Annotated in this window: 13 protein-coding genes; 8 read left to right on the top strand and 5 right to left on the bottom strand. The window is 65.3% G+C overall.

Annotated features, from left to right (window positions below; genetic code table 11):
* Positions 1 to 56 precede the first annotated feature (56 nt).
* The gene (locus tag HWX07_RS05395) at positions 57 to 1,373 is read right to left on the bottom strand and encodes a replication initiation protein (protein ID WP_006480994.1); all 1,317 of its coding nucleotides are present in this window, start codon (positions 1,371 to 1,373) and stop codon (positions 57 to 59) included.
* A 2,417-nt stretch (positions 1,374 to 3,790) separates the two neighbouring features.
* Here HWX07_RS05395 and HWX07_RS05390 point away from each other — a divergent pair.
* The gene (locus tag HWX07_RS05390) at positions 3,791 to 4,099 is read left to right on the top strand and encodes a hypothetical protein (RefSeq protein WP_041492299.1); all 309 of its coding nucleotides are present in this window, start codon (positions 3,791 to 3,793) and stop codon (positions 4,097 to 4,099) included.
* Between the two features lie 168 nt (positions 4,100 to 4,267).
* Here HWX07_RS05390 and gcvA read toward each other — a convergent pair whose 3' ends face one another.
* Entirely contained in the window at positions 4,268 to 5,158 is an 891-nt protein-coding gene (gcvA, locus tag HWX07_RS05385; RefSeq protein WP_175875507.1) for a transcriptional regulator GcvA, read from the bottom strand.
* Between the two features lie 140 nt (positions 5,159 to 5,298).
* Here gcvA and HWX07_RS05380 point away from each other — a divergent pair, with 140 nt between their 5' ends.
* The 3 genes from HWX07_RS05380 to HWX07_RS05370 all read left to right on the top strand — a co-directional run bounded on the left by HWX07_RS05380 (position 5,299) and on the right by HWX07_RS05370 (position 9,090).
* Positions 5,299 to 6,597 (top strand): adenylosuccinate synthase, encoded by a 1,299-nt coding sequence (locus tag HWX07_RS05380; protein ID WP_175875506.1) that lies wholly within the window; start codon positions 5,299 to 5,301, stop codon positions 6,595 to 6,597.
* A gap of 299 nt (positions 6,598 to 6,896) precedes the next feature.
* Positions 6,897 to 7,847 carry a LysR family transcriptional regulator gene (locus tag HWX07_RS05375; RefSeq protein ID WP_175875505.1) on the top strand — a complete coding sequence of 317 codons (951 nt, stop codon included), beginning with the start codon at positions 6,897 to 6,899 and terminating at the stop codon, positions 7,845 to 7,847.
* 271 nt (positions 7,848 to 8,118) lie between these two features.
* Complete coding sequence (locus HWX07_RS05370; RefSeq protein WP_175875504.1) at positions 8,119 to 9,090, top strand: sulfonate ABC transporter substrate-binding protein; 972 nt, start codon at positions 8,119 to 8,121, stop codon at positions 9,088 to 9,090.
* 61 nt (positions 9,091 to 9,151) lie between these two features.
* On the opposite strand, the gene HWX07_RS05365 is transcribed toward HWX07_RS05370, so the two are convergent.
* Positions 9,152 to 10,132, bottom strand: a complete 981-nt coding sequence (locus HWX07_RS05365) for an AraC family transcriptional regulator (RefSeq protein ID WP_175876134.1) — start codon at positions 10,130 to 10,132, stop codon at positions 9,152 to 9,154.
* Positions 10,133 to 10,718: 586 nt separating this feature from the next.
* On the opposite strand from HWX07_RS05365, the gene HWX07_RS05360 reads away from it, so the two are divergent.
* The 4 genes from HWX07_RS05360 (at position 10,719) to HWX07_RS05345 (ending at position 17,800) form a co-directional block, all read left to right on the top strand.
* Complete coding sequence (locus tag HWX07_RS05360; protein ID WP_175875503.1) at positions 10,719 to 11,600, top strand: LysR family transcriptional regulator; 882 nt, start codon at positions 10,719 to 10,721, stop codon at positions 11,598 to 11,600.
* A gap of 225 nt (positions 11,601 to 11,825) precedes the next feature.
* Positions 11,826 to 13,064 carry an efflux RND transporter periplasmic adaptor subunit gene (locus HWX07_RS05355; protein ID WP_175875502.1) on the top strand — a complete coding sequence of 413 codons (1,239 nt, stop codon included), beginning with the start codon at positions 11,826 to 11,828 and terminating at the stop codon, positions 13,062 to 13,064.
* A gap of 15 nt (positions 13,065 to 13,079) precedes the next feature.
* Positions 13,080 to 16,271, top strand: coding sequence for an efflux RND transporter permease subunit (locus tag HWX07_RS05350; RefSeq protein WP_175875501.1), 3,192 nt, complete (start codon positions 13,080 to 13,082; stop codon positions 16,269 to 16,271).
* Between the two features lie 2 nt (positions 16,272 to 16,273).
* Positions 16,274 to 17,800: an efflux transporter outer membrane subunit gene (locus HWX07_RS05345; RefSeq protein ID WP_175875500.1), complete on the top strand. Its 1,527-nt coding sequence runs from the start codon at positions 16,274 to 16,276 to the stop codon at positions 17,798 to 17,800.
* A gap of 108 nt (positions 17,801 to 17,908) precedes the next feature.
* Here HWX07_RS05345 and HWX07_RS05340 read toward each other — a convergent pair whose 3' ends face one another.
* Both HWX07_RS05340 and HWX07_RS05335 read right to left on the bottom strand, forming a co-directional pair.
* Complete coding sequence (locus HWX07_RS05340) at positions 17,909 to 18,622, bottom strand: dienelactone hydrolase family protein (protein ID WP_012337170.1); 714 nt, start codon at positions 18,620 to 18,622, stop codon at positions 17,909 to 17,911.
* A 275-nt stretch (positions 18,623 to 18,897) separates the two neighbouring features.
* Positions 18,898 to 19,209, bottom strand: a complete 312-nt coding sequence (locus tag HWX07_RS05335) for a DUF4148 domain-containing protein (RefSeq protein ID WP_175875499.1) — start codon at positions 19,207 to 19,209, stop codon at positions 18,898 to 18,900.
* Between the last annotated feature and the right edge of the window lie 131 nt (positions 19,210 to 19,340).

Below are 19,340 nucleotides of genomic sequence, written 5' to 3'. Positions count from 1 at the left end.
TCAAGCCGGACCTCGAAACGGTCCGGCGCATGGTGCGCACGACGGCGAGGCCTCGGTCAGTTGCCTGCGAGACTGCTCTTGAGCAGGAATTCCAGCAGGTCGTCCGAGGTCGGCTCGCCCCACGTATCGAGCGCGAGCCACCGGAAGAAACTGGTTTGCGCGAGCTTGCTCGCCTTCTTCTTCGGCGACAGCGTCAGGTCCTTCGAACCCGCCACCGTCTCGTTGTAGCGCTCGATCAGCTTGGTCTGGTCGTCGATCTCCAGCTCGCGGAAATACGCGCCGGCTTCCTCGACCTTCGCCGCCAGATACTTGTCGCGAATCTGTTCCTGCTTGCTCTGCGCGGATTCCTTCGCCGGTGCGGCCGCTTCGGTTCCCTGCCCATCGGCCAGCGTGTAGCCGTGCGTCAGCGCCTTGCGGAAGTACGCGGCGACGTTGTCGACCGGCGTCGCATTCTTCTTCGTAGTCCGATTGAGCGTATAGGCGATCGCCGCCTTGATGCGCTGCACGCCGTATTGCGTGATCAACCGGCGCGCTTCCGAGCGCGGAATGCCGAACTTCGCGACCTCCTCAACCAGCGCTTCGTTCTTGACGTCGCCGTCTTCGACCGTATCGGTGCTCTGCTTGCGCGTCACCTTGAACTGCACGGCTTCCACGCTACGGCCGGATTTGTGTTCGATCAGCTCGAGCGTGTGGTCCGATACTTCGTTCACCTCCTGGATGCACGGCACGAGGACCTTGCTCTTGAACAGCTTGTATTCCTTGTACGACTGCGATGCCTTGTCCTGGCCGAGGATGAGGTCGCGGAATTTCGGCAGCGGAATCTTCGCGGTGATGCCGATTCCCTCGTAACGCACCGTGTTTTCCCACAGCGCGAGCGAATGCGACCGCCGGAACTCGCGGGCGATCCGCATATCGATCAGCGCGTAGATTTCGGGATTGAGCAGTTCGCTGCGAATCTGGTCGGAGAAGCTGTACTTCAGCACCGATTGCTCGAGCTCCGCGCCGGCGAGCAGGCCCGACGCTTTCCAGACCGTCGAACGGTCCGCGGCCAGGTAGTCCCAATTGACGACGGTACTGATCAACGAGTTGACCGTGTCCTTCACGTATTTCGTGTTGTTGCTGTTCAGCCCGCTCTCGTGCGACAGCGACGCGATCGAGATCGAGAAGCTCGTTCGGCCCGGTTCGAACGCCTCCTGCCGAAGCGCGTTCTTGATCAGCGAACTGAACATCTTGCGCTGCTGCAGACCGATCTTGCCGGACTTCGGTGCGATATGAATCGCCTGGACCGCCTTGCGCAGCAAGTCGGGCGGCTCGGGTGTCTGAAACAGCGAAACCTGTTTGTCTGAGCCTTTGCTTGCGGGCTTGCGCGGCATCGTGGTGTCCGGGGAAGGTTGCCTTATTGAGAGCGGACTTTATACCTTTTCGCGTCGTGGAGCAACGTTCATGCTCAAGCATTACTTTCACTATCTTTTCTAAGTATATGATATGGAAGGAAAAGTGCCGATTTCACGTTTTAGACAGAACCCCATATCCGTCTACCTTTTGATCAAAATTCCTCCCAAAAGCTGCTACCTTTCCCGTCCGCACCGCGAAACCCGGCACAAGATTTGCCACCACGAAGGTACCCATCCATGGGGCAAACGAATGGAATCGAGATCGTCGGAAGGAGTCGTGGTGCCCTGCAACACGGCTCCGCTTTTCTCCCATAACTTGCTACCTTTTCCGATTCCCATAGGAGGGTACCTGTCGGCGTCGTCAACGTCATTGCTTTCCGTCCCGATGGTAGAAATCACACCCATAAAAGGCTACCTTCCGGATTCCCCATAAAAGGCAACCTGTCCGCGGCCCCGGTCCTGTCTATGGGAAAGCTTCTTGGGACCGTTGAGCACCGGACATCGAATCGATCGAAACCGGCTCCCATACATGGGTACCTTAGAGATTCCCCATAACCGGCTACCAGAAGAAAATCTCTGTGCACCGACTCAACGACGGACCAAGAAAAGCACCCCATAAAAGGCTACCTTCACGCGTTCCCATAGACGACTACCTCACGCGATTTACCGTCGATTTCCCATAACCGGATACGTTCGCCCCATATCCACAACCCTGATTTCCCACAACCCGGTACCCCAAACCCCAAATCCACAGACCTGAAGCCCCAAACCCTTCCACCTGTGCTCCCATAAATGGGTACCGAACACCGTTCAAACCCATGCCAGGCAAGGCTGTGAGCCGTCTAAAAGTAGTTAAAGAAGTAAACGTGGTTTACCAAAGATGTAAACACACGTGTGCTTCCACAGAAAGGCGAACCCCATAAACCGCTACCAATGGGAGTCGTCCATGGGAAGCCGACCGTCCAGATCTCTCGATCCAGGCCCACTCGGCCGCGTTTGACCCGCTGCTCCTGAAAGGCTTCAGGCCTGGTAAGGCATTCCGAAGAGGTGAGTGCCCACTAACAAACCCCCGAAACGTAGAAAGTTATGGGAGGAAATCCCAGGATTCAGCGTAGAGGTTCCCGTTTATGGGACCCAAAAACCGGCCCCCGGCCCTCTTGGCACCGGTGATCGGCCAGTGGAGCGGAACCGGTCGCTTTCCTGCACGGCAGTTCGAAATCATCCTGGACTGCCCACGAATGGTTTTTTGTACTCGCACAGCCTCGTCTACGGACAAGTTTTTGTCGATCGCCTGTGACGCTGCTCGCCAAATTTAGCCTGTGGACTGTGGCGGAGGAATCCGCGCCGGGCTGCTTTTCATCTCCACGCCGCGTCCGTTTTTCTACCTTTGGAACCACGGTCGGGAAGTTTTGCTGTGCCCGCCACAGGGGACGCTGGACTCGTACCACGGCCCGAAAAGCAGACCGGGTGCCAAAATGTCGTCGCACAGTGCGCCGCTTGGGACGACTTGACGGAGTTCATCGACATCGTTGCCAGTGAACGTGAAGGTGCCGTCTGTGCTGAAGCTCACCGCAACCGATTTCCACGATGCTCCCGAACCTGCTCACCTTTCCCCCGAAGCGGAATCCCGTAAAAGCTCACCGATCGGATAAAGCACAGGTATAAGCAAGCTGTGCAGATCGCCGCTCCGTCCACATAAGGCACCATCGATGGGAGCAAACAAGAAACGATCGGCATCGATACGTGACACCCGACGCGTCGGCAAGCACGGCCGCATCGACGGACAGGCCTTCGCGCCATATGCACCTCCACCGGACGAGCGCTGATCGCTCATGTCGGGTTGCAGCGCATTCGTGCAACCAATCGAGCCGACGTCGTCACCGCTCGCACTAGCCCGGCCTTTTTCGTCAGACCTGCCGGTCGACAGGGAGCCTTGTCTCCACAGGTAACCTTTTGCATCACAAGGCGGCAACGGTTGCCGCACGAATCGCTGCACCCCGCAACGACGCAACGTAATCGCCTTGATCGTCGACGAAGCGAATCGTGGTCGTTTATGGGAGGAACCGTCGCTCGAGCCGCATCGAACGTGCGGATCGACTGCCGCTGCGGTGATCGCGCAAGCACGACGATACTCACGTCGCGTATCAGCGTATCGGTATCACCACCCGTGAAACAGCCATCGGCGTCTCGCGTACCGCGATTTCCGTCATCGAGCGCGGGACCCACGTTGTCTCCCATACGTATATCCCCAATTCCGTCAGCACGTTGACGCCACAATTCTTGCGACACGGTTATGATGCACAGGTCCTGATCGCGACATGACGACCGATCAGGGCAGGGGCGGTATCTCGATGGTTTTTCAAACCGTGATGGTCATCAAAAAAGAGAGTTCAGCGATGCGAATCCAGATCAGAAAACTCACGCTGGCTGCTACTGCAGCCGCTTTCCTGTTTGGCTCGGCCGTTCCGGCTTTTGCGCAGGAAACCGCCAGCGCACCGGCTGCGCAGGACGCCAAGGCCGCGAAGAGCGAAGCACGCAAGGCGGCCAGGGCCAAACGCAAGGCCGAACACAAGGCCGCACGTGCGAAGAACACCGCCGAGCTGAAGAAACTCGAAGACGCCGGTTACAAGCCGGCGGCCAATGATCCGAACTATCCGCAGAACCTGCAGAACGCGGAGAAGAAGGCCGGCGCAGCCAGCCAGTAAGCGTTGTCCGGCGGCAAGCCACGGCTCCATCCGCGGCTTGCCGCGTGCGTCGCGATCACGCGGTGCACGAAGGCAAACACGTTCCGCGGGTTTATCCAATTTGATTCGGAATCCTGCTAATCTTGAAAATGTACGCCACGCAGGCAGGGGTGGTGAGCGCCATCCACCCTACATAGTCGTGCTTCCCGTTGCCTTCAGCCAGTCCTTGAACGCGCGTACGGCGTCATCGTCCGCACGTGCGGATGCCACATACGTGAAGTAGCGCCACGGTGGCAGCGCCGGTTCGCTGAACGGCTGCACGAGCCGGCCTTCGGCGATGTCGTCGGCGACTAGCGCGATCGGCCCCATCGCGACGCCGAGCCCATCGAGCGCGCCTTGCAGCGTCAGGTAGAAATGCTCGAGCGTGAGCGAGTGCCGCGGCACGAGATGCGGATGCCCGGCCGCCGCGAGCCATTCCGGCCACATGCCGGGGTAGGTTGCCGCGTGCAGCAGCGTGAAGCCGGCGAGATCGGCAGGTGTATCCAGCGACCGGCCCTCCAGCAACTTCGGCGCGCACACCGGCAGCCGGACCTCGGACAGGAATTCCTCCGCGACATACCCGTCGATCGCCTGCGGGCCGCCGCGAACGATCAGGTCGACCTTGTCGCGCAACTTGTCGATCGGTTCGTTCGACGTCGACAGCCGCACCTCGATGGCCGGATGCGCGACCTGGAACGACGACAGCTTCGGGACGAGCCAGCGCAGCGAGAACGTCGCGGGCGCGCTGACGCGCAGCACGCGCTGCTGCGCGTGGCCGAAATGCTGCGCGGTGGCGAGCGCGATCCGGTCGAACGAAGCGCCGACCTCGGCGAGGTACGCGCGTCCGGCCGCGGTCAGTTCGACGCGCCGGTTGTGGCGTTCGAACAGCGGCCGCCCGAGCCATGCTTCCAGTTGCTGCACATGCCGGCTGACCGCGCCGTGCGTGACGCACAGCTCGTCCGCGGCCAGCGTGAAGCTGCCGAGCCGCGCGGCGGCTTCGAACGCGCGCAGCGAATTCAATGGAGGGAGTCGTCGGGCCATTGCATCGTTTCGTGTGAGATTTACTCACACGATGGTTCAGGTTTAATCGTTTGATCGGGTGATCCGGCTCCGCCAATATGGCACACAAACGACCCACCTGGCCGAACCAGTGTCTGAATTTCTCACATGGAGTACGGAGCATGCCGAACGTGGTGGTAGTGGGCGCCCAATGGGGCGACGAAGGCAAGGGGCGCGTCGTGGACTGGCTGGCGGCGCAGGCCGATCTCGTCGCACGCTACAACGGCGGTCACAACGCGGGCCACACGCTGGTCGTCGGCGGCAACACGTACAAGCTCGCGCTGCTGCCGAGCGGTATCGTGCGCGGCAAGCGCGGGGTGATCGGCAACGGCGTGGCACTCGACCCCGAAGCGCTGCTCGCGGAAATCGGGCGGATGGCCGAGCTCGGGTTGTCGGTGACGCCGGACAATCTGTCGATCGCCGAGAACGCGACGCTGGTGCTGCCGATCTATCGCGCGATCGACCAGGCGCAGGAGCGTTTGCGCCGCGAACCGATCGGCACCACGCTGCGCGGGATCGGGCCGGCCTACGAGGACAAGGTCGGGCGTCGCGGGCTGCGCGTCGGTGATCTCGCGGAACCGGACGGACTCGCCGCCAAACTCGACGTGCTCGTCGACCATCACAACGCGTGGTTCCGCGGCCTGGGGCTCGACGAGTACGATCGCGACGCGATGCTGGCGACGCTGGTCGCGCTCGCACCGAAGATCCTGCCGTTCGTGCGTCCGGTCTGGGCCGACCTCAACGACGCGACCGATCGCGGCGAGCGCATCCTGTTCGAGGGTTCGCAGGCCGTGATGCTGGACATCGACTGGGGCACGTACCCGTTCGTGACGTCGTCGGGCACCGTGGCATCGGCCGCGGCCGCCGGCACCGGGCTCGGTGCGGCGAAGCTCGGCCATGTGCTGGGTGTCACGAAGGCGTATGCGACGCGGGTCGGCGGCGGCCCGTTCCTCACCGAGCTGACCGGCGCCACCGGCGAAACGCTGCGTGCGCGCGGACAGGAGTTCGGCGTCAATACCGGCCGGCCGCGACGCTGCGGATGGCTCGACGCCGCGCAACTGCGCCAGGCCGTCAGGATCTCGGGCATCGATTCGCTGGCGCTCACCAAGCTCGACGTGCTCGACGGCTTCGAGTCGATCGCGCTGTGCGTCGGTTACGAATTCGACGGCGCGCGCGTCGATCATCTGCCCGCGAGCCTCGATGCGCAGTCGCGCGCGAAGCCGCTCTACGAATGGTTCGAAGGCTGGCAAGGCTCCGTGAAGGGCGTGCGCGAGCGGGCGGCGCTGCCGCGGGCCGCGCAGGATTTCATCGCGCGTATCGAAGGCGTGGCGGAGGCGCCGGTTTCGATGATCACGACCGGCGCGGAGCGCGACGACACGATCGTGTTGCGCGATCCGTTCGATGCGGCCGCCGCCGCGTAACGTGCGAGACGCGAAGGGCATCGATCGACGAGCGGTATCGTGGCCGGCAGGTCGTTTTTGCCGACCGTTCCCGTTGGTTCGTCGACCCATCCGGTACGAGTGGGCGACCGGCCCGGATGCCCGCGGCGAACGGCTCGGCGGCACGATTCGGCATCCGGACCGTGCCGCATACGGCGAACTGGACACGCCTGCAACGCTGCTGTACTGTTCCGCACAATTCGCGCCAGACCGGCTCGTGCCGGCGCCGCCGGCCCCCTGGCCGCACGGCGGCGCGACGTGACAATCCCGGGGGCAGGTCGATGGACACGTTACAGATGATGCGCATTTTCGTCCGGGTCGCGGAGGAGGGCAGCTTCACGAGCGCGGCCCAGCGCCTGGACATCACGACGGCCTACGCGTCGCGCTCGGTCGCGCAACTCGAAACGCATCTGCGCACCCGCCTGCTCAACCGCAGCACGCGCCGCATCGCGCTGACCGACGCCGGGCAGCGCTATCTCGACCGCTGCCAGCGCATCCTCGGCTATATCGACGAAGCGGAAGCCGAGGCGGCCGATGCACAGGCGAAGCCGTCCGGACGGCTGCACGTTCACGCGACGACGAGTTTCGGCCAGTCCTACGTGATGCCCGCGGTCGTGCGTTACCGCGAACGCTATCCGTCGGTCGCGGTCGAGCTGACGCTGTCGCAGCATGTGCCCGACATCATCGACGAAGGCTACGACGTGTCGCTGCAATTGAGCACGACGGAGCTGCCCGATTCCGGGCTGGTGTCGCAGCGGCTCGGCGACGTGGGCAGCGTGCTGTGCGCGTCGCCTGCCTATCTGGAGGCGCGCGGCACGCCGCGCACGGTGAGCGATCTCGCCGGACATGCGTGCCTGCGGCTCGTCACGCCGCTCTTTCCGCGCGACCGCTGGCATCTCGACGGCCCGAACGGCCGCGAAACGGTCGAACTGCCGCTGCCGGATTTCCAGGTGAATATCGCCGATGCGCTCGGCACCGCGCTGCGCGCGGGGCTCGGGATCGGCTCGCTGCCGATGTCGGCGGCGCTGCCCGCGCTCGCGAGCGGCGCGCTGGTGCGCGTGCTCCCCGATTACCGGCTGCAGAAGCTCACGGTCTACACGTTGTATGCGTCGCGTCAGTATCTCGATGCGAAGATCCGCACGTTCGTCGATTTCCTGCGGGAATGCGTGCCGGAGATGCTGGCCGCCGACGAGGCTGCGTTGAACGCTTGTTGCGCGTCCCGCCATTCCTGATCACGCATGATCGGTACGTGAGTGCCGCGCACGGACTTTCGGCTTGATGGAAATGGTTCGCATTCCTTTATTAAAAGCGAATGGCGCAGGAATGTGTGCGGACCGTTTCCGCTAACGATGCCGGTGCCATCGGCATGCCCTTATGAAAACGCTCGCTTTCGATATCGAGCATCGTTGGTTCGGCATGCGGTAGCTGCCTTTTAGAATCGGTTCGACCTGCTTCATCGCATGCGCGCTCCTTGCGCGTCCACTTCATCGAACCCGAAACGACATGGCAGATCGACACTCCAGCATCCGCCGCCGGCTCATTCATGCCGGCCTGGCGATCGCGGCAGGCGCGGCCGCCCACCCCGGCCTTGCGCTGGCCAACGGGGCCGGCGCGCGTACGTTGCGCATCGGTTATCAGAAAGGGCCGCTCAGCCTGCTGAAGGCGCGCGGCACGCTGCAGGGCAAGCTCGCGACACTCGGCGTGAACGTCACGTGGACCGAGTTTCCGTCGGGCCCGCCGCAACTCGAGGCGCTGAACGCGGGATCGATCGATTTCGGCGACGTCGGCGAAGCACCGCCGATCTTCGCGCTCGCGGCCGGTGCGCCGCTTGTCTACTACGCGCAGACGCCGGCCGGTCCGGCAGCCGAAGCCGTGGTCGTCGCGAAGGATTCGCCGGTCAGGACCTTTGCCGACCTGCGCGGCAAGCGCATCGCGCTGGTGAAGGGATCGAATACACACTTCCTGCTGGTGAGGCTGCTGCAGGCCGCGAAGCTCGGCTACACCGACGTCACGCCGGTCTGGCTGTCGCCATCCGATGCGCGAGCGGCGTTCGAGAACCGTTCGGTCGATGCGTGGATCATCTGGGATCCGTTTCTCGCGGTGGTCCAGCAGGCATTCGGCGCGCGTATCGTCGCGGACGGCACGGGGCTCGTCGAGAACCGCAGCTACTATTTCGCGTCGCGCACGTACGCGCAGCGCAATGCCGACGTGCTCGACGCGGTCGTGTCGGAACTGGCGACGGTCCAGCGCTGGCTCGATGCGAATCGCGCGCAGGGCGCGGCCGAATTCTCGAAGCTGTGGGGCATTCCGGAGCCGGCCGTGGCGCTCGCGTTTCACCGCGCACGCTTCGGCGTCGAGCCCGTCACCCGCGACACGCTCGCGTACCAGCAGCGCATCGCGGACGTGTTCTTTCAGGCCGGCATCCTGCCGAAACGCGTCGACGTCAGCCACGCTGCGCCGCCCTCGCTCGCGTGAACGTGTAGCCGGCCCGACGATCGGGTTCGCGGCGAGCAACGTCCTCGCTTGCGAAATCCGGTCATGGCGCGACCCGCGAGAACGGCACCGCTTCGCCGCGCAGCCTCGCGACGTCGCGGCCCGGTGCGTCGCCGAACAGCCGGGCGTATTCGCGGCTGAACTGCGACGCACTCACATAGCCGACGCTTCGGCACGCCTGCCGCGCATCCATCGCCGACAGGCACATCAGGCGGCGCGCCTCCTGCAGCCGCAGCACCTTCTGGCATTGCAACGGACTCATCGACGTGACCGCGCGGAAGTGATGGTGGAAGGTCGACGGGCTCATCTCCACCTGTCGCGCGAGCGCGTCGACCGCCATCGGATCGAGGTAGTGGTCGCGAATCCATGCGACGGCGCGCGAGATGCGCTGGGTCGTCGAACCGGCGTCGCCGATCTGCGCGACGCGTGTGCCCGACGGCCCGCGCAGCAGCCGGATGAGGATTTCGTCGACGATCAGCGGTGCGAGCAGGTCGAGATCGTCCGGTTGTGCGATCAGTTGCATCAGCCGCGCGACGGCGTCGACGATTTCGGGCGTCGCGTCGAGCGTGTCGAGCGCGCCGTAGTCGACCGCCTTCGGCAGTCCGTGCGGAAAGACGACCGGCGTGAGCGCCGCGATGCGGCGCGGATCGAGTTCGAGTTGCGCGTAAAGGAACGGCTCGGCCGGGTTCGCGCGCGTCACGCGTCCGGTCACGGGCAGGTCGGCGGTGGCGACCAGCATCCGCGATTCGTTGATCCCGTAGGTAGCGTCGCCGACCCGCATCGATTTCGCGCCTTGCCCGACGATGCTCAGGCACGCGTGGTGCACACCGTGGTTCCACTGCGGCGACGGTGCGGAAGCGCGCGCGATGCGCATACCGCGCAGCGGCAGGTCGAACATGCCGTCGTGCGGCGCGTACGCGGCGATCAGCGCCGCGAGCCGGGCCGTGGTTGACCGGGCGGGCCACCGGGCATCGTGATCCAGCGGGGTGCGCGGTTGCGGCGGCGTTCGGGCGTCGATTTCCATGTTGGGTGAGCGGTTGGCGGAGTGAGCGGTGCAATGCGTGCGGCCGCGATCCCCTGTCGAGGCACATGGCACGGCGCTCACATCGTACGGCGAGTCGAGCGCGCGGGATTGCCTAAACCTGTCCGAAATTAGCCCGATCATCCGGACCTGCATGGTCGGCGGCCGCGTCGCCCGTCGGTGCAGAGTGTGCAGCGCACAAATTCGGAAATTAAGGCAAAACAATCGCAGGATCGGGCAAGCCATTTTCCGGCGGTTTCCCTACCATTGCACCTGCTGAAGGAAATGCGATTCAGCACGCCCGGATGTTGCGGGCCACACCGTCCGCGTGATGCGCGGACGCCGCCGGCCTTGTCGCGTGCGTCGCCGCCGCGAATCGCCGGAAAAGACTCAGGACTGCTACTGAATGATCGTGCATCGGGCTTGCCGAGGCCGGTTTGCGCCCGTTGCAAGCCGGCGCGTGCCCGTCGCGAGCGTGCCGACCGACCCGGCTGAGCCGGTGGCGGGGCCGCTGCATTGGCCGGGCCGATGCGGGCCGGCATCGGGTGCAGGTAGACGGGCAGTCGTCCGCGCAGGGGAATCCGGACAAATGGACCAACTTCAATCGATTCGGGCATTCGTGACGGTGGCAAGGGAAGGCGGGTTTCGCCGGGCGGCGACGCGGCTGCGCGTGTCGACGGCGATGGCGAGCCGGCTGGTCGACGCGCTCGAGACGCGCCTCGGCGCGCGCCTGCTTCAACGCAGCACTAGCCACCAGTCGCTGACGGAAATCGGCGAGCTGTATCTCGCGCGCGTCGAGCGGATTCTCGGTGCGATCGACGAGATCGACGGCCGTTTCGTCGCGATGGGCAGCAAGCCGGAAGGGGTATTGCGCGTGGCCGCACCGGTCGCGTTCGGGCTCAGCCAGTTGAGCGCGCTGCTCGATCGTTTCGTGCACCGGTTTCCGGACGTGCGGCCGACCGTGACGCTGACCGATGCCCACGTCGACCTGACTGCCGAGGACATCGACGTCGCGTTCCTGACGGACGGCATGCCGGTGTCCGGCGCACACGCGTTGCATACGCTGGCCGCGTACGAATCCGTGCGGGTCGCGGCGCCGGCTTACGTCGCCGCGCACGGCGGCGCGGCCGCGTCGGGCGACTGGCCGGACATCGCGGCCGTGCGGCTGGAGCTGCCGGCGGCCGATGACGACCCCATGGCCGGGATGCGATCCGGTGGGGCAACCGGCAATGCGGGCGTCGGCCATCTCGAGATGGCGCGGCGGCTGGCCGTGGCCGGCATGGGCGCCGCGGTGCTGCCCGCGTATCTCGTCGACGCCGATCTGGCGGCCGGCACGCTGGTGCGCGTGGCCCCACTGCACCCGCTCGCGCCCGTCACGCTGAAGCTCGCGCATGCGCGCGCCGCGCGTTTGCCGGCCGCCGCGCGCGCGTTCATCGAATTCGCCGGCGCCGCATTCCGGCCCGCGCGCTAGCGGTCTGGCCGAACCCCCGGCACCGCGCGCCCGCGAAGGCCGCGGGCTCGCCGTTCTTTTTTCGGAAGCAGTTCGGCAAACGAACGCTCCGCCGGGTGCAACGCACACCCGCAACACGCGTCCGCATCCGCGGCGGACCGGACACAGCAGGTCCGCCGCGCGTCAGGGCCATGAGGAGATCTGGTGATTCCCATTGAAGGTCGTCTAATTGTGAGAGGTCGCTCCATGCGCGTCGAACGGGTTCCATACCGCTTAATCACTGCCGCAACGGCCGCCGTTTTCCTGGCCGCGTGCGGGAAAAAAGAATCGGCACCGCCGCCGCAAACGCCGGAAGTCGGCGTCGTCACCGTGCAGCCGCAAGCCGTGCCGGCGGTGACCGAACTGCCGGGCCGCACCAGCGCGTTCCTAGTCGCGCAAGTGCGTGCACGGGTCGACGGCATCGTGCTGCGCCGTGAATTCACCGAAGGCACCGACGTCAAGGCCGGTCAGCGCCTCTACAAGATCGATCCGGCACCGTACATCGCGGCCCTGAACAGCGCGAAGGCGACGCTCGCGAAGGCGCAGGCGAACCTCGTCACGCAGAACGCGCTGGTCGCGCGCTACAAGGTGCTGGTGGCCGCGAACGCGGTCAGCAAGCAGGACTACGACAACGCGGTCGCCACCCAAGGCCAGGCCGCGGCGGACGTCGCGGCCGGCAAGGCGGCGGTCGACACCGCGCAGATCAACCTCGGCTATACGGACGTCGTGTCGCCGATCAGCGGCCGCGTCGGCATCTCGCAAGTGACGCCGGGTGCATACGTGCAGGCGAGCCAGGCGACGCTGATGTCGACCGTGCAGCAGCTCGATCCGGTGTACGTCGACCTCACGCAGTCGAGCCTCGAAGGGCTGAAGCTGCGTCAGGACGTGCAGAGCGGCCGTCTGAAGACGAGCGGCCCGGGCGCGGCGAAGGTGTCGCTGATCCTGGAAGACGGCAAGACCTACTCGGAGCCGGGCAAGCTGCAGTTCTCGGACGTGACGGTCGACCAGACCACCGGCTCGGTGACGATCCGCGCGGTGTTCCCGAACCCGAACCGCGTGCTGCTGCCGGGGATGTTCGTGCGCGCACGGATCGAGGAAGGCGTGAACGAGAACGCGTTCCTGGTGCCGCAGATCGGCGTCACGCATGACCAGAAGGGGCAGGCGATCGCACTCGTCGTGACCGCGGCCAACAAGGTCGAGATGCGTCCGTTGACGACGACCGGCACGTACGGCCAGAACTGGATCGTCGAAGGCGGCCTGCAGGCGGGCGACCACGTGATCGTGCAAGGCGTCGACAAGGTGCGCCCGGGCGCGACCGTGAAGACCGTCGCCGCGCAGCTCGCCCCGGCGCCGGACGCCGCATCCGCCACATCGGCAGGCGCCGCGCCGGCGAGTACCGCGACGAGTGCCGCAGCGAGTTCGGCCGCCGCGTCGAGCGCGCAATAACAGGGAGTCCTTTTCATGGCCAAGTTCTTTATCGATCGCCCGATCTTCGCGTGGGTGATCGCGATCGTGCTGATGCTGGCCGGCGTCGCATCGATCTTCAAGATGCCGATCGCGCAGTATCCGACGATCGCACCGCCGACGATCCAGATCCAGGCGAACTATCCGGGCGCTTCCGCGAAGACGGTGGAAGACACGGTGACGCAGGTGATCGAGCAGCAGATGAGCGGGCTCGACAACTTCCTGTACATGTCGTCGACGAGCGACGATTCGGGCAACGCCACGATCACGCTGACCTTCTCTCCGGGCACGAATCCGGATGTCGCGCAGGTGCAGGTGCAGAACAAGCTGTCGCTCGCGACGCCGAACCTGCCGCAGGTCGTGCAGCAGCTCGGCATGCAGGTCACGAAGTCGAGCAGCAACTGGCTGATGTGGTTCGCGTTCAACTCCGAGGACGGCCGGATGTCGAAGGAGGACCTGACGAACTACGTGGCCTCGCACGTGCTCGATCCGCTGAGCCGCGTGAACGGCGTCGGCCAGACGCTGCTGCTCGGTTCGCAGTTCTCGATGCGGATCTGGCTCGACCCGATCAAGCTGACCAACTACAGCCTCACGCCGACCGACGTGACGGCCGCGATCACGCAGCAGAACGTGCAGATCGCGGGCGGCCAGATCGGCGGCACGCCGGCGAAGCCGGGCACCGTGCTGCAGGCGACGATCACCGAATCGACGCTGCTGCGCACGCCCGAGCAGTTCGGCAACATCCTGCTGAAGGTCAACCAGGACGGCTCGCAGGTTCGCCTGAAGGACGTCGGCCGCGCGGCGCTGGGTTCGGAGAACTACACGTTCGACACGAAGTACATGGGGCAGCCGACGGCCGGCCTCGGCATCCAGCTCGCGACCGGCGCGAACGCGCTGGCGACCGCCAACGCGCTGCGGGCCAAGATCGACGAGCTGTCTAAGTATTTCCCGCATGGTCTCGTCGTGCACTACCCGTACGACACGACGCCGTTCGTGCGCCTGTCGATCGAGGAAGTGGTCAAGACGCTGATCGAGGGCATCGTGCTCGTGTTCCTCGTGATGTACCTGTTCCTGCAGAACCTGCGCGCGACGATCATCCCGACGATCGCGGTGCCGGTCGTGCTGCTCGGTACGTTCGCGATCATGGGCCTCGCCGGGTTCTCGATCAATACGCTGTCGATGTTCGGCCTCGTGCTCGCGATCGGCCTGCTGGTCGACGATGCGATCGTGGTGGTGGAGAACGTCGAACGCGTGATGGCGGAGGAAGGGCTGTCGCCGAAGGAGGCGACCCGCAAGGCGATGAGCCAGATCACCGGCGCGCTAGTCGGCGTGGCGCTCGTGCTGTCGGCGGTGTTCGTGCCGGTGGCGTTCTCCGGCGGCTCGGTCGGCGCGATCTATCGTCAGTTCTCGCTGACGATCGTGTCAGCGATGGTGTTGTCGGTGCTGGTCGCGTTGATCCTGACGCCGGCACTGTGCGCGACGATCCTCAAGCCAATCGAGAAGGGGCATCACGAAGAGAAGAAGGGTTTCTTCGGCTGGTTCAACCGGACGTTCGATCGCGGCCGCGATCGCTACACGAGCGGCGTGAACCACGTGATCCGGCGCTCGGGCCGCTGGCTCGTGATCTACCTGGCCGTGTTCCTCGCGGTCGGCGTGATGTTCGTGCGTCTGCCGAAGTCGTTCCTGCCCGATGAAGACCAGGGCTACATGTTCATGATCGTGCAGACGCCGTCCGGTTCCACGCAGGAAACGACCGGCAAGACGCTCGACAACATCAACACGTACCTGACCACCGCCGAGAAGGACGTGGTCGACTCGGTGTTCACGGTCAACGGCTTCAGCTTCGCGGGCCGCGGGCAGAACGCGGGCCTCGTGTTCGTGAAGCTGAAACCGTACGAGCAGCGTCAGCGTTCGGACCAGAAGGTGCAGGCGCTGATCGGCCGGACCTTCGCGCACTATTCGACGTACAAGGACGGGATGGTGATTCCGTTCAACCCGCCGTCGATTCCCGAACTCGGCACGGCCGCCGGCTTCGACTTCGAGCTGACGGACAACGCCGGTCTCGGTCACGAAGCGCTGATGGCCGCGCGCGGCCAGTTGCTCGGGCTGGCCGCGAAGGATCCGGCGCTGGCGCTGGTACGCCCGAACGGCCTGAACGACACGCCGCAGTACAAGGTCGACATCGATCGCGAGAAGGCGAACGCGCTCGGCGTGACGGCCGCGGCGATCGACCAGACGTTCTCGATCGCATGGGCGTCCCAGTACGTGAACAACTTCCTCGATACCGACGGCCGGATCAAGAAGGTGTACGTACAGTCGGACGCGCCGTTCCGGATGACACCGGAGGACATGAACATCTGGTACGTGCGCAACAGCGCGGGCGGGATGGTGCCGTTCAGCGCGTTCTCGACCGGCCACTGGATCTACGGGTCGCCGAAGCTCGAGCGTTACAACGGCGTGTCGTCGATCGAGATCCAGGGGCAGGCCGCGCAAGGCAAGTCGACCGGCCAGGCGATGGCCGCGATGGAAGCGCTCGCGAGCAAGCTGCCGGAAGGCATCGGCTATTCATGGACGGGCCTGTCGTTCCAGGAAATCCAGTCCGGCTCGCAGGCGCCGATCCTGTATGCGATCTCGATTCTCGTCGTGTTCCTGTGTCTCGCGGCACTGTATGAAAGCTGGTCGATTCCGTTCTCGGTGATCATGGTCGTGCCGCTCGGCGTGGTCGGCGCGCTGCTCGCGACGATGCTGCGCGGTCTCGAGAACGACGTGTTCTTCCAGGTCGGCCTGCTGACGACCGTGGGCTTGTCTGCAAAGAACGCGATCCTGATCGTCGAGTTCGCGCGCGAGCTGCAGGCGGGCGGGAACATGGGGCCGGTGCGGGCGGCGATCGAGGCGGCCCGCCTGCGGCTGCGTCCGATCCTGATGACGTCGCTCGCGTTCATGCTGGGCGTGCTGCCGCTCGCGATCAGCAACGGCGCGGGCTCGGCCAGCCAGCACGCGATCGGCACCGGCGTGATCGGCGGGATGATCACGGCGACGTTCCTCGCCATTTTCATGATCCCGATGTTCTTCGTGCGGGTTCGCGCGATCTTCAGCGGCGAGACGGAAAACGTCGACGATGCATGGCGTCTCGTGCAGGGTGACCTGCAGCGCGGTCACGACGACGCACACGATTCGAAGGGGCAGTAACGATGCAAAAACATGCTTTGACTGCAACCGCGGCCGCACTGGCTGCCGCGCTGTTTGCCACGGGCTGCACGATGGCGCCGCACTACAAGCGGCCCGACGCACCCGTCGCGCAGGCGTACCCGGCCGGCGGCGTCTACGCGACGCAGCCGGGCGCGGCCGGCGCGCGCAGCGCGAACGGCCAGGCGGCGACTGCCATCGGCTGGCGCGAGTTCTTCGTCGATCCGCGCCTGCAGCGGCTGATCGAAATCGCGCTGAAAAACAACCGCGACCTGCGCGTGTCGGTGCTGAACATCGAGGCGGCGCGTGCGCAGTACCAGATCACGCGCGCGGGGCTGTTCCCGACGCTCGACGGTACGGGCACGGGCAGCATCCAGCGCTTCCCGGCTGGTGTATCGCAGACGGGCCAGCCGCTGATCTCGCGCACCTACAACGTCGGATTGTCGGCGTCGTGGGAGCTCGACCTGTTCGGCCGCGTGCAGAGCCTGAAGGACCAGGCGCTCGCGCAATACCTGTCGACCGCGTATGCGCGGCAGGCGTCGGAGATCTCGCTGGTGTCGCAGGTGGCCGATCAATACCTGACGCTGCTGTCGACCGATGACCTGTTGAAGGTCACGGAGGACACGCTGAAGACCGCGCAGGCGTCTTACGACCTGACCAAGCTGCAGTTCGACAACGGCACGGGCTCGGAGCTCGAGCTGCGTCAGGCGCAGACGGTGGTCGAGACGGCGCTCGCGAACCAGCAGGCGCAGGCGCGTGCCCGCGCGCAGGCGCTGAACGCGCTGGTGCTGCTGATCGGTGAGCCGCTGCCGGACGACCTGCCGGCGGGCATGCCGCTCGACGCGCAGAACCTGCTGACGGACGTGCCGGCTGGCCTGCCGTCGGATCTGCTGACGCGTCGCCCGGACGTGATGCAGGCCGAGCAAACGCTGCTGGCCGCGAACGCGAACATCGGCGCGGCGCGCGCGGCGTTTTTCCCGCGCATCTCGCTGACGGCCGCGTTCGGTACCGCGAGCCCGACACTGGGCGGCCTGTTCAAGGCCGGCACGGCGGCATGGTCGTTCGCGCCGAACATCGCGCTGCCGATTTTCGAGGGCGGGCAGAACATCGCGAATCTCGATCTCGCGAACGTGCAGAAGCGTATCGAGATCGCGAACTACGAGAAGGCGATCCAGTCGGCGTTCCGCGAAGTGTCGGATGGCCTGGCCGCACGCGGCACGTACGACCAGCAGATCGCGGCGCTGGAGCGCAACGAGCACGCGCAGCAGCGTCGCTTCGACCTGTCGGACCTGCGTTACAAGAACGGTGTGGACAGCTACCTGTCGGTGCTGACCGCGCAGACGGATCTGTACTCGGCGCAGCAGTCGCTGATCAGCGCACGCCTGGCACGCTGGACGAACCTGGTCGACCTGTACCGCGTACTCGGCGGCGGCTGGATCCAGCATGCAGGCGAAGCGCCGCGCGCGCCGGATGCACCGGTCGACTACGACAAGGCGGCGGCTCCGGCGCCTGCGTCGGCCGCGAACGGGTAAGCCGTGCCTGTCGGCACGTCCGAAGGAATGTGAAAACGAAAACGCCACGGACGGTAAATCCGTGGCGTTTTCTTTTGTACCGTCGCCCGCGCGGCGAGCGTCGTTACGTTATGCCTGCTTCGCCCACAGCGTCCGGCCGAAGAACGTGAGCGTGCGATCCCACGCCGTTTCCGACCACACTGGATCGAACTGCGTGCCGGCGATGCGGCCGGGGCCGACGGCTGTTTCGTTCGCGAACGCATGGTGCGCGAGATAGCGATGGAATTCGAAACCGACCTTCGCATCGGTCAGCTTCTTTTCCAGTGCGTCGACCTGGTCGATCTTGAAGAACGCATCCTGCGTCGCCCAGTGTCCCATCAGCGGCACCTTGAGCTTGGCCGGGTCGATGTAGTCGAGCGGCGGCAGGCCGTACCACGTGACGCCGGCGTCCGCCTCGGCGTACTGCAGCGACAGCAGCGTGAGGGCGCCGCCCATGCAGTAGCCCGTCACCGCGACCCGCGGCGCCAGCGTCTTCAGGTACGCGACCGCGCCGGGAATGTCCTGCGACGCAGCGTCGCCGAAATCGAGGCCCGTCATCAGGTGGTGTGCTTCCTCCTCCTCGACCGTCGACTTGCCGCGATACAGGTCGGGCACGAGCGCGAAGTAGCCGCAGCGCGCGAGGCGATCCGCGACGCCGCGGATCTGGTCGTTCAGCCCCCACCATTCCTGGATGACGACGACCGCGGGCGCGCCTTCGGTCCGTGCCGGCGTGGCGAGATAGCCCTGCAGTTCCTGGCCGTCGGGGCGGCGAAACGTGATCGTGGAACCGGATGTTTGAGACATGAAACCGCTCCTTTTCGAAAAATACGCCGTGTGCGACATCGGGCCGGCCAGCGGGCGTCGTGATACCGCTCGCGTTCTTTCTGGCCGGCACCGACCACGCGGCCATTCTATGCGCAAACAGCGGACGCTTGCGTGAACGGTGCCGCGCGGCGCGCGACCGGCGAAGGGAGCGGACGACCGGAAAGCAAACACCCCGCCCCGATGAACGGGAGCGGGGTGTCGCGGGTACGCCGTGCGGATCGGAATAGCCGGGAATAAGCCGGCGCGTATCGGGCTTACTGGCCGAAATAGACGGAGTCGCGGCCTTCCTGTCTGACCGCGATCGCGCGGCCGGCACGCGTGCCGGCGGCCGCTTGCGCGCCGTAGCCGGCTTCCTCGGCATTCGTCACGCGGACCTGCGCCGTCTGCAGCGCACGCGGGTAATACTGGTCGGAGACTTCGGGCTTGTAGCCGGCCTGTTCGAGCTGGACGAGTTCCGCACGCACCTGCGCGCGGGTCAACTGGCCGGACGGGTTCGACTGGGCGAATGCGCCGTACGATGCGCAGAGGGCAGTTGCGGCGACGACAGTGGGGATGAACGACTTCATGGTGACCTCCGGTTCTGTTGATTTCGCGCTTCGCACGGTGCGTTCAGCGGTTGATTGCATCGTAACGATCGCGTTACCGGCCGGAAATACGCGTTGCGGCGAATCATTATTGCAACGGAGTAAACGATTCG

This window comes from Burkholderia sp. BCC0097 (genome assembly GCF_902832985.1).
Lineage (GTDB): Bacteria > Pseudomonadota > Gammaproteobacteria > Burkholderiales > Burkholderiaceae > Burkholderia > Burkholderia orbicola.
This window is presented reverse-complemented; position numbering and strand designations above follow the sequence as displayed.